The organism is Brachybacterium endophyticum (assembly GCF_003130585.1).
GTDB lineage: Bacteria > Actinomycetota > Actinomycetes > Actinomycetales > Dermabacteraceae > Brachybacterium > Brachybacterium endophyticum.
On record NZ_QFKX01000002.1, the window covers coordinates 185,361 to 196,421 of the forward strand.

Genomic DNA, 11,061 nt, shown 5'->3' on the forward strand with positions numbered 1-11,061 from the left:
CGACCGATCGAGACTCGTCCGCTGCCTCAGTGGCGACGGTGGAAGATCTGCTTGAGCCCGGCGGCGCGGTGGGTGCCGCGGCGGCCCAGCCAGGAGGCGGCCGTGAACCCGGCCGCGGTCAGGAAGGCGACGCCCAGGGTCACGATGAACACCTGGCGGATGCGGCCCATGGCGCTGGAGTCCTCACCGCCGATGGAGCTGAACAGCTTGACCAGCGGGCCGCCGCCATCATCCGCGGTGGTCACCGTGGTGGGGCCGCTCGAGGTGTTGTCGTCCTCGATGGTCGCCGCCGCCTGCGTGGCGTCGTCCGAACTCGTCGTCGGCTGGTCCGAGGTCTGCTGGGGCTTCTCGGAGGTCTTCTCCTCCGTCGGCTCCTTCGACTTCTCCTCGGGCTGCTTCGTGGGCTCGTCCGACGTCTCGTGGGCCTTCGTCTCCTCGTCGTCCTGCGGCGAGCCGAGCTCGATCTCGTCAGAGCGATCGTCCGACGTCGGGGACGACGGCACCTCGGAGGTGTTCGAGGGGCTCTCGGACCCCCCGTCCGACGGGGTGGCCGAGGACGAGGAGCTGCTGGACGACGACGACTCCGAGGTCGACGGGCTGCTCGCGTCCTCCGGGGGCACGCGGCCCGTGTCTGACGGTGAGCCCGTGCCGCCACCTTCGCCACCGCCGTCACTGGGGTCGGTTGCGGTCGGGGGCTCGGAGTCGTCGTCTCCGGGTGTGGTCGGCGATGGGGTCTCGGGCTCGTCGCCGTCGGGACTGGTGACCTCGAACGTCGTGGTCACGGGCTTCGAAGTAGCGCCGCTTCCTGAGGTGGCAGTGACTCGGTAGTTACCTTTCGTCGCATCCGCATCAGTTCGGAACTTCGCGGAGAACGAGCCCTTCGAGCTCGGGCTCTCAGATGCCGTCTTGAGCACGGCGCCCTGTGGGTTCTCCAACTTGACCGCGACCTTCACCCCGGCAGGGAAGTGGCTTCCCTCGACCTCCACGGGATTTCCGGCAACGAGAGGATCGTCGGAGTTGAGCGAAAGGGTGGGGCGATCGGTAGGAGTTCCGTCGGACGGAGACTCACTCGTCGGCGGCGTGTCACTCGAAGTCTTCGGAGGTGTATTGCTCGAAGGCGTGCCAGTGCCCGGCGAAGAACTTTCGCTTTGTTGAGGATCGTTACCCCCCGACGTGGCCTCAGGCTCGACCTTCGGAGGCTTCTCCGGGCCGTTCGACTTCCGTTGAGTCGTCTCACTCAGCCCGTCGCTCTGCTCCTGCGTCGGGGCCTTCTCCTCGGCAGTGGACCCCGCGTCCGAGGAGCTGTTGTCACTCGCCTCGGCGACCGCCTGGGTCGTCGGGGTGCTCGAGGCTGTGTCCGCGATGGCGGGGGAGAGGCCCACGCCGAGCGCAGCGAGCGCGATCACGGACGCGGCGCGCAGGTGCATGCGGCCCGCGCGGGCGTCACGTCCAGTGCGTACGTGTGCGGTGCGTCGCATGCGCCTCCTCTCGTCGCGTCACGCTGGGCGGCTCGCCGGTCGGCGATCCGTCATCGGTCGGGGTTCCCACGTGGTGGGGTCAATGCTCTGCGGAACGATACATGGCGGGCGTTTCCCACGGGGCTTGCTTCGTCTTTGCAGGTCAGCGGTATTCGTCCTGACCTGACGAAGGGTTTGAGCGGGTTTGTGCGGGGGTTGTCCGTGGTGCCTTTGCCGAGTCGTTACTATTCCTTGGCCAACTACCACCCTGCCTTGTTCGGCCGGATCGCGCAATGACCGTGTGCATGAGCGCTCATCGCCGGGAGCGGCCTGGGAGGAGTCCTGGCATCTCCGGAGGGGCTCCGGCGTACCCCCGGCGGACGCGCCGAGCCGCAGGCCCGGGCTCGGAACGCCCGTTCGTGCGCTCACCGGCCGGACATCGGACGTCAGACTACTGGAGAGTAACCGCGACCGGCGTGTTGCCCTCGTGGAGTCCTGGGGAAGGAGGTCACGAGGCGTCACGCGTCGGCAGGACCCTCCAGCGCGCTGTCCACGACCTGCTTGGCGGCATCCTGCACCGAGGCGAGATGCTCCTCCCCGCGGAAGGACTCGGCGTAGATCTTGTAGACGTCCTCGGTGCCCGACGGGCGTGCGGCGAACCAGGCGTTCTCGGTGGAGACCTTGAGTCCGCCGATCGCGGAGCCGTCGGGTGCGTCGGTCATCTTGGCCGTGATCGACTCGCCGGCCAGCTCGGTCGCCGCGACCTCCTCGGGCGAGAGTGCCTTCAGGCGCGCCTTCTGCTCGCGATCGGCGGGGGCGTCGATGCGGGCGTAGGCGCTCGCCCCGAACTCCTCCACCAGCTCCGCGTGCAGCTGGCTGGGCGTCTTCCCGGTGACGGCGAGGATCTCCGAGGCCAGCAGCGCCAGGATGATGCCGTCCTTGTCGGTGGTCCACACCTTCCCGTCGGTGCGCAGGAACGAGGCGCCAGCGCTCTCCTCGCCGCCGAAGCCGACGGAGGAGTCGATCAGCCCGGGCACGAAGTACTTGAAGCCCACCGGGACCTCGAACAGTTCCCGTCCCAGCGACGCGGTGACCTTGTCGATCAGGGAGGAGGAGACGATCGTCTTGCCGACCTTCGCGCTCTGCGGCCAGTTCGGCCGGTTGGCGAACAGGTAGCGGATCGCGACCGCGAGGTAGTGGTTGGGGTTCATCAGTCCGCCGTCGGGCGTGACGATCCCGTGGCGGTCGGAGTCCGCGTCGTTGCCGGTGGCGATGTCGTAGCGGTCCTTGACCTCGAGCAGGGAGGCCATCGCCCACGGGCTCGAGCAGTCCATGCGGATCTTGCCGTCGCGGTCCAGGGTCATGAACGACCACTGCGGATCGACGTTCGGGTTCACGACGTCCAGGTCGAGATCGTGCATCTCGGCGATCATCGCCCAGTAGTCCACCGAGGCGCCGCCGAGCGGGTCCGCGCCGATGTGCACGCCGGCATTGCGGATCGCATCGAGGTCCACCACGCTCGGCAGGTCGTCGATGTAGTTCTTGAGGTAGTCGTAGCGCTCGGCGCGGTCGTGGGCCTGACGACGATCGATCCGGCGCACGCCCGACATGCCGTCCCCGAGCAGCTCGTTGGCGCGGTCGGCGATCCACCCGGTCGCGTCCGAGCCCGCAGGACCGCCGTGGGGCGGGTTGTACTTGAAGCCGCCGTCGCGCGGCGGGTTGTGGCTCGGGGTGACCACGATGCCGTCGGCCCGGGTCGAGTCCTGCGCGCCCTTGTCGCGGTTGTGCACCAGGATCGCGTGCGAGACGGCCGGGGTGGGGGTGTAGGCGTCGCGGGAGTCGACGAGCACGGTGACGTCGTTGCCGCCGAGCACCTCGAGCGCCGTGTCGAAGGCGGGCGTCGACAGGGCGTGGGTGTCACGGCCGATGAACAGCGGCCCGCGGATGCCCTGTGCGGCCCGGTACTCCACGATCGCTTGCGTGGTCGCGGCGATGTGGTCCTCGTTGAACGCGGTGTCCAGGGAGGAGCCGCGATGCCCCGAGGTGCCGAACACGACCGCCTGATCGGGGTCGCGCGGGTCGGGATGGAGGTCGTAGTAGGCGTCCAGGAGGGTCGCGACGTCGACCAGATCCTCCGGGCGGGCCTTCTGACCTGCTCGCTCGTGCTGCGCCATGATCTTCTCTCCCTCGCATCGGCTGCAGCCGCCACTCTAGGGACCCGGGCTGGGCGCTGCCGTTCCCGGCCCGGTGCGTGAGATGGGGAGCGTCCACGGCCCGGGAGGCCCCGTCGGCCCCCGGGATCCGGTCGCGACGTCAGCGCAGCAGACGATCCATCCGACGGTCGCTCAGGCGCCGCCCTCCGGTCTGACAGGTCGGGCAGTACTGCAGGGAGCGCTCGGCGAAGGAGACCTCGGCGATCCGCGTCCCGCACACCGGGCACTCCTCGCCGGCGCGGCCGTGCACCCGCAGCAATGCCTTCTTCGCCCGTTTGATGCGATCCAGCGGCAGGCCCGTGAGTCCCTGCGCGGCACGCTCCAGCACCTCGCGCAGAGCCGCGTGCAGATGCACGGCACCCTCGCGGCCCAGCCCGTCGGCCGCCGCGAAGGGGGAGAGGCGAGCGGTGTGCAGGACCTCGTCGGACCAGGCATTGCCGATGCCCGCGAGCAGCGTCTGGTCGGTGAGGACCGTCTTCAGGTGGGAGTGGGTCCCCGTGCAGAGGCGGGCGAAATCATCCGCGTCCACGGCGTCGGCCTCAGGTCCCAGGCGGGCCAGGGTCTCCAGGTCCTCCGGCGTGGTGCTCGCCCACAGCGCGACCGCCTTGCGGGTGCCCTGCTCGGTGACGTCGAGAGCGGAGTCGTCGTCCCAGACCATCCGCAGGGCGAGGGGTCCCTTGCGCGGGCCGGGCGGACCGGAGGGGGCCTCGGCGTGGTGACGGAGCCATCCCGCGAGCGCCAGGTGCATGACCAGGGTGACGCCCTCGAGGTCCAGCAGCAGGTGCTTGCCGCGGCGACGTACTCCCGTGAGCTCGTGACCCGTCAGGTCGGCGAGCGGCGGATCCGCCGTCTTCAGGACGCTGATGGCGGCGACGTCCACGCCGTGCAGGCGACGCCCCACGAGGAGGCGGTCGATCTGCGCCACGGCGGCGTCGAGCTCCGGCAGTTCCGGCATGCCACCAGTATGAGCGAGGGCGGACGTGCGAGGAGGAAGAACGCCGCAGGTCCGCGGCCGCGGGAGCTCAGGAGGAGGGCACTTCGGGCTTCTGCGTACGGGAGGCGTGCAGCGCCCCGCGCGGGCCGCGCAGACCGAGGATGAGGACACCGCCCACGAGCAGGTGCATCGCCAGCAGCGCCACGAGCGCTCCGCCGCTGGCTCCCAGCACGATCGGTCCGAGCAGCGACAGCACCATCACCGCGACGGCGATGATCGTCCAGATCTTCGCACCGCGGGACGCGAATCCGAGAGCCAGGCGCAGAGCCCAGGCGAGGACTCCCAGCATCAGTATCGCCGGGATGATCGCGCCGGGGTCCACCGAGAAGCTCCCGGCATGCAGGTCCAGTCCCGCGATGGGGGTGGCCAGCACCCACACCAGGAGCGCTGCGACCAGCGCGATCACGATCGACAGGCCGGCGCGTGCGGGCCCGGGAGCGCTCGGCGGCACCGGGCGCGGGCCGGACGGGCCGGTGTTCGGGTCGGAGTCGCCGGTGGGGCGGGACTCGGGGCGGGGCCGGCTCTGTGGGGTCGTCATCAGAATCAGGCCCGCCGAGTCCGCACCAGGAGCACGATCCCGATGATCGCGAGCACGAGGCCGACCAGGCCGATCATCACGCCCAGCGCCGGTCCGCCGATCAGCGGCAGCAGCATCTTCGTGGGGTTCATCGGCCCGATGTAGGCGGCATCGGCGGAGCTGGTGCCCTTGCAGGTGAGTGTCACGGTCGTGGAGTCGGTCGCGGCGACCCCGAGCTTCTGCACGTAGGAGGAGCCGTCGGGGAAGGTGATCGACTGGCCGGCGGACTCCGTCTCCACGGTCTTGTCACCGGGGCTCGACGTCGTGCACGTCGCGCTGTCGGCGTCCTCGGACGGGACGTAGACGACCAGCATCTCGAGCCGGTCCAGCTTGACGTCGGCCGTGCCGTTCGAGATCTTCGCGGGCCCGTCGCCCACCGCGCCCATGATGCTGCGCACGCCCAGCACCAGCCCGACGATCGCGATCACGAAGGCCGCCACGATCAGGATGATCCCGAGGATCAACGGCAGCTTCCCGCGCCGACGAGGTGGGGCGGTGGTCGCTGCCGCGCCCCCGCTGGGCATCACGAAGCCCGACGGCGCGGAGGGGGCGGAGGACTCGAAGGGCGCGGCGGAGCCGCCGGCAGGCTGACCGGTCGCCGGGCGGCCCTCGTCGGGGCGGCCGTACTCGGGCCGAGAGGAGTCGGCTCCGTTCGCGCTCTGCTCGCTCGGTGTCGGACCGGGCAGCCCGTAGTCGGGGCGCGGGCGTGCGGCGGGGCGCTCGTCGGGCGAGGGCATCGGACCTCCTATGAGGCGTCGTCGGGTCGGGACAGGATAACGAGAGGTCCCGAACGTCGGCAGGGCGCAGACCACAGGCGCGGAGTGCAGTGCGCAGGACGGGACAGGGCAGGGATGGGGATCGTCGGCCGGTCAGGTGGTGAGGCGCTGCACGAGCAGCGTGAACACGGCCCCCAGCCCCAGCGACGCCAGGGGCGTCACCACCCAGACGCCGACGATCCCGCCGAAGACGTTCCAGCGGATCTGCCGCGGGCCCAGGGCGAGGCCGGAGCCGACGACGCTCGAGGTCAGCGAGTGCGAGGTCGAGACGGAGGGGGCCGAGAAGCTCGCGCCGAGGATCACGATCAGCGCGGTGACGGTCTCGGCCGCGAAGCCCTGCACGGTCGCGAGGTTCGTCAGGCGCCGGGCGAGGGTGCGGATGATGCGTCGCCCGCCCACCAGCGTCCCGGCTGCCAGCGCGAGCGAGACGCCCACCATCGCCACGATCGCCCCGGCGCTGCGGGAGAGGTCCACGCCCTCGTAGGAGGCGGCCAGCACGATCACGCCCATCGCGATCCGCGAGTCCGCGAAGCCGTGCGCCGTGGCCACGGCGCCCGCCGAGAGGGTCTGGAGGAACTGCAGGCTGCCGATGCCGATGCGGTCGTCCGCACCCAGCCGACGGATCACGCGGGCCAGCAGGTACGAGCCGGCGCCGCCCACCAGGAGCGCCGTCAGCATCGGCGCGAGCACGAGGGGCAGGGCGGATGCCCACGGCACCGCCAGGCCGAGGGAGAGCGCGGCCCCGGCGGCAGCCCCGAGCATCGCCTGCCACGTGGAGGAGGGCATGCCCAGTGCCCAGGTGGCCAGCGACCAGGCGATCACCGCCAGGACGATGCCCGCGAGCATCGGGGGCAGCAGCGGCTCACCCTGCATCGGGACGTCGGAGAACGAGTTCAGGCCCGCGAGGTCGAGCGCCCAGTGGGTGCCCGCGAGGGACAGGCCCAGGCCCAGCAGGGAGCCCAGCAGGTTCAGCACCGCGGCGAGGACGAGGGAGGAGCGCTCCGACATGGCCCGCGTCGCGATCGTCGTGGACACCGCGTTGGAGGCGTCGTGGAAGCCGTTGACGTAGGCGAAGGCCAGGGCCAGCACCACGGCGACGACGAAGAAGGACGACACCATCTAGCGGGCCCCGCTCACGGTGCCTTGACGCGCAGCAGGTCCGCGGTGCGTCCCAGCTCGTCCAGCAGCCGCAGGCTCGCCTCGACGCTCTCGACCTGATCGCGCTCGCGCAGCAGGTCCGCCGCGGCACCGCCGCGGCCGTACGTCTCCGTGCGGGCACGCAGGGCCAGCGAGTCCCCCTGACGGCGCAGACGGCGCATCTCCTGGGCGTAGCCCTCGAGCTCCTGCACCGCCTGCAGCTTCCACACCGCCTCGACGGTCAGCTCGCAGCCGCGCTCGATCAGCTGGGCCGCCTCCAGCAGGACATCGGGGACCGCTGCCGCCCCACGGGCGGCAGAGAGCGAGGCCGTGCGCTCGAGCGCGTACATCAGGTCGGACATGGTCAGCGCGAGGTCGTGCAGGGCATCGGCCTCGAACGGGGTGATCAGGGAGTCCGCGAGGCGGTTGGCGATCCGGTGGGAGAGCTGGGCGGAGTCGCTCGCCAGCTCGTGCAGCCGCGGGGCGCTGCGGGCGCGATCGCGGGAGGACTGCCCCAGCGTGCGCGAGTGGATCTCGGCCCCGGCCACCAGCACCTGTGCCAGATCATTGAAGAGATCGTGCAGGGAGCTCTCGAAACGACGGGAGAACAAGCGCAGCGGCACGACGTCTCCTCGCGAGGACGGAGCGGACACGGATTCGACGGGGGCGAGCAGCTCCGGGTGGGGCGGACGACGCCACGCACCCGGGGAAGGGGGCGCGCCGGACCGGGTGCGCCTGACGGCGCGAAGGCCGCTCGTAGCGGCGAATTTTGGAGCCCGGGGCAACCGCGGCCCGACGCAGAACCATCGTAGGACATCGCCGGTTCGCCGTGCATCCCACGTGTGGGGACGTGTGCGGTGGATGACGTCCGTGCAGGTCCGGGGTGGGGGAGGTACGCCCGGTGCGCAGGATCAGCTGAGGGTTCCGGCCTCGGCCATCCGCGCGGCGGCGGTGAGCTCCTCGCCGGTCGAGAGCAGACGGGAGGCCTGCCGGGTCATGGCCTGCTGCTGTTCGTGGGTGCTCTCGCGATCGGCCAGGTGCGCGGTCCCGTGGGCGCAGAGCACCGCGACCGCGCCCGCGCGGCCGAGGGCGATCGGCAGGTCCCCGGTGAAGGCACCACGCAGGATCTCGTCCATCGTCGTGCGGACCTGCTCGATGTCCGGAGGCTCGGCGACCCCGGCGAGATACCGCAGCCCCGGGACGGTGTGGGTCCCCTCGCGGAAGCGGCGGCTGACGTCCTCGCCGTTGCGTCGCACCCAGGTGTGCAGGACGTACAACCGCCACAGCGCCCCCGGCAGCGTGGTCGCCGGCGAGCCCGACCACAGCGTCGCGAGGTCGTCGAGCCCTTCGGACTCCACCAGGTGCAGCACCCGCTCGACGACCTGCGGATCGGTGCTGCCATACACCCCGTTCAGCAGCGCGCGGGCGCTCTCGTGGCCCAGCTCCGTGGCCAGCTGCGGATCCGGCGCACCGGGGATCTCCTCCGCGCGCGCAGGGAACAACGGCGCGGGACGGCGGAAGCGGGGCGTGGGATCCGAGGGCATGACACCAGGGTAGGACGCGTGGGTGAGGGCGGGGTGTGGAGGGTGGGGCGAGCCGGTGTGGAGGGTGAGGCGGAGGTGGGGCGGGGCCTCGGGCAGTGATGCTCGGTCGGCGGTCGCTTCGATGGCTCCGGGTGAGGGCTCGACGCTCCATAGGGGTTGAGACCTCACCCGGAGCCATCGGCGAACAGGTGGGCGGTGGTCGGGAAGGGGTTATGGGTAGGCCAGGGCGGTGGCTGGGGAGGGGCTATGGGTAAAGCGGGGCACTGGCCGGGGAGTGACGATGGCTGGGGCAAGTCGGCGGCTGGGCGTGGGAGAGGGGTGAGATGGCCGAGCCGGGGGCGATGGGTGGTTCGCTTACGCTGAGCCCATGGAAGCGCTGATGATGACGCTGGGGTCGGGCTGGGTGAGCGGCCTGCGGCCCTACCTCATGCTGTTCCTGCTCGGCGCGAGCGGGAGGTTCCTGGGCATCGACCAGGTGCCCGAGGTGATGCAGAGGGCCGACGTCCTGATCATCACGGCGGTGCTGCTGGTCGTCGACTTCGCGGCCGACAAGATCCCCTTCCTCGACTCCTTCTGGGACGTCGTCCACACGGTCGTGCGCCCCGTCGCCGGTGGCGCGATCGGCTACCTGCTGGGTGGCGAGAGCGACACCATGAACGCCGTCGTGCTGGCCGTGATCGGAGTCGTCGCAGCCTTCGGAGCCCACGGCGCGAAGTCCGCCACGCGGGCCGTCGTCAACACCTCACCCGAGCCGGTCTCCAACGTCGCAGTCTCCGGTGTCGAGGACGTCGCGGCCCTGGTCGTCGGCATCCTCGCCATCGCCCTGCCGGTGCTGGCCGGGGTGATCGCCGTCGTCCTGCTGCTCGTCGGCGGATACCTGATCTACCGCGCGCTGCGGATCTGGTCGCGGGTGCGGGCGCGACGCCGGGCGAGGGAAGCCGGGAGCGTCGCCGCGGGGTGACGAGGCCGAGTGGTCCGAGCCCCGATGCCCCGGCGCCCCCGTCCTGCGCCGGCATATAGTCCCCGGGCCCCGGGCCCCGGGGGCGTCAGGACTCCGGTGTCACCAGGTCCAGCACGTCGGCGCCGGGGAGCTGGGAGAGCTCGGCGCCGGAGACCAGGAGCTTCGCGCCGCGCACGCCGCCGCCGATGACGAGTGCCTCGGAGGCGGCCACGCGCTCGTCGACGAGGATCGGCCACCCCTCCGGCAGACCCACGGGGGTGATGCCACCGGAGGTCATCGCGGTCGCGTGCTCGACCTCGCCCTGCTCGGCGAAGCTGATCTTGCGCGCTCCGAGGTGCTTGCGGACGCGCTTGTTGACGTCGGCGCGGTCGGTCGCGAGCACCATCACGGCGGCATAGGTCTGGGTCTCGCCGCGTCGGCCCAGGACCACGACGCAGTTCGCCGAGGCCTCGAGGTCGACCTCGTAGCGCTCGCAGAAGGCGGCGGTGTCGGCGAGGTCCGGGTCGATCGGCGCGACCTCGGCGCCGGGTGCGGCGCCGGCGCGGAGGGCGTCGGCCACGGGCGGTGCGACGGACGCGAGCGCGTCGCCTGCCGGCACCCAGTCCAGGTTCCCGCGTGCCCCGCTCATGCTCTGTCCTCCCGGCTCGGGGTCATGCCGCGGTGCTCCGTGCCGAGCTCTCCCCGCGCTCCCACAGCTCGGCGACCGCTTCCTCGATGCCGTCCGCGGCGATGGGGGAGACGCTGAGCATGCCGTCCTCCGTCATCGGCAGGTGGCCGGACTGCCAGCTGCCGTCCTCCTCGACGCGGAGCATCAGCGGGGTGGTGCCGCGGTCGTCGCCGGCGTCGGTGCGACGCAGGTTCACCGTGTGCCCCAGGCCCTGGCGCAGGAACGTCGTGGCGATCCGCGCGACCGCCGCCGGCACCTGGTCCGACGAGCCCAGCGAGGTGATCTGGAAGGAGTCGAGGTCGTCCTGCGTGAGCATGAGGACGTCCGTCTCGCCGCGGATCACGAACGCGGCGCGCATCGCCTCGCCGCGGGCCAGGGCGATCCCGAGCCAGCGGTCGGCGCCGTTGAGGACGGCGGCGATGCGCTCCCCCTCGGTGCCCAGGACCCATTCGCCCTCGCGGTGCACGAGCTTCCCGCGTGCCCGCAGGCCAGCCGTGACCGCGGCGGTGACGTGGTCCGCGGCGGCGCCGAAGCCGGGGACACCGGGGATGCCGATCTGCTTGCGCGTGATCCGCGCGGCGTCGGTCCTGCTCAGGGACAGCATGAAGTCGATCTCGTAGGAGGTGAAGATCGTCGGCTGATCGCCTGCGGCGTTCTGGTCCTGGCTCATGGGACCGAGCATGTCAGAGTTCCCTGGGCCGACGGGGCAGGACCGGCCGGATGCACCGGCTCCAC

At 71.4% G+C, this 11,061-nt stretch carries 11 protein-coding genes; 1 reads left to right on the forward strand and 10 read right to left on the reverse strand.

Going from position 1 to position 11,061, the window contains the following annotated elements:
- Window positions 1-26: 26 nt before the first annotated feature.
- The 8 genes from DEO23_RS05245 to DEO23_RS05280 form a co-directional block, all read right to left on the reverse strand.
- Window positions 27-620, reverse strand: a complete 594-nt coding sequence (locus DEO23_RS05245; protein WP_133249841.1) for a hypothetical protein — start codon at window positions 618-620, stop codon at window positions 27-29.
- A gap of 1,355 nt (window positions 621-1,975) precedes the next feature.
- Complete coding sequence (pgm, locus tag DEO23_RS05250; RefSeq protein WP_109274975.1) at window positions 1,976-3,631, reverse strand: phosphoglucomutase (alpha-D-glucose-1,6-bisphosphate-dependent); 1,656 nt, start codon at window positions 3,629-3,631, stop codon at window positions 1,976-1,978.
- A 139-nt stretch (window positions 3,632-3,770) separates the two neighbouring features.
- Entirely contained in the window at window positions 3,771-4,625 is an 855-nt protein-coding gene (locus DEO23_RS05255) for a DNA-formamidopyrimidine glycosylase family protein (protein WP_109274976.1), read from the reverse strand.
- A 67-nt stretch (window positions 4,626-4,692) separates the two neighbouring features.
- Window positions 4,693-5,202, reverse strand: a complete 510-nt coding sequence (locus DEO23_RS05260; protein ID WP_109274977.1) for a DUF6069 family protein — start codon at window positions 5,200-5,202, stop codon at window positions 4,693-4,695.
- Between the two features lie 5 nt (window positions 5,203-5,207).
- On the reverse strand, window positions 5,208-5,978 hold the full coding sequence (locus DEO23_RS05265) for a hypothetical protein (RefSeq protein WP_109274978.1): 771 nt from the start codon (window positions 5,976-5,978) through the stop codon (window positions 5,208-5,210).
- Window positions 5,979-6,110: 132 nt separating this feature from the next.
- Window positions 6,111-7,136, reverse strand: coding sequence for an inorganic phosphate transporter (locus DEO23_RS05270; protein WP_109274979.1), 1,026 nt, complete (start codon window positions 7,134-7,136; stop codon window positions 6,111-6,113).
- Between the two features lie 14 nt (window positions 7,137-7,150).
- Window positions 7,151-7,777 carry a DUF47 domain-containing protein gene (locus DEO23_RS05275; RefSeq protein ID WP_109274980.1) on the reverse strand — a complete coding sequence of 209 codons (627 nt, stop codon included), beginning with the start codon at window positions 7,775-7,777 and terminating at the stop codon, window positions 7,151-7,153.
- 288 nt (window positions 7,778-8,065) lie between these two features.
- The gene (locus tag DEO23_RS05280) at window positions 8,066-8,698 is read right to left on the reverse strand and encodes a hypothetical protein (protein ID WP_109274981.1); all 633 of its coding nucleotides are present in this window, start codon (window positions 8,696-8,698) and stop codon (window positions 8,066-8,068) included.
- 367 nt (window positions 8,699-9,065) lie between these two features.
- On the opposite strand from DEO23_RS05280, the gene DEO23_RS05285 reads away from it, so the two are divergent.
- Window positions 9,066-9,659, forward strand: a complete 594-nt coding sequence (locus tag DEO23_RS05285) for a DUF4126 domain-containing protein (protein ID WP_240613228.1) — start codon at window positions 9,066-9,068, stop codon at window positions 9,657-9,659.
- An 85-nt stretch (window positions 9,660-9,744) separates the two neighbouring features.
- Here the strand turns inward: DEO23_RS05285 and DEO23_RS05290 are convergent, their stop codons facing one another.
- Both DEO23_RS05290 and DEO23_RS05295 read right to left on the reverse strand, forming a co-directional pair.
- Window positions 9,745-10,287: a YbaK/EbsC family protein gene (locus DEO23_RS05290; protein ID WP_109274983.1), complete on the reverse strand. Its 543-nt coding sequence runs from the start codon at window positions 10,285-10,287 to the stop codon at window positions 9,745-9,747.
- Window positions 10,288-10,309: 22 nt separating this feature from the next.
- A complete protein-coding gene (locus tag DEO23_RS05295; protein ID WP_109275598.1) occupies window positions 10,310-10,996 on the reverse strand; it encodes a hypothetical protein in 687 nt (228 codons plus the stop codon).
- Window positions 10,997-11,061: the final 65 nt, after the last annotated feature.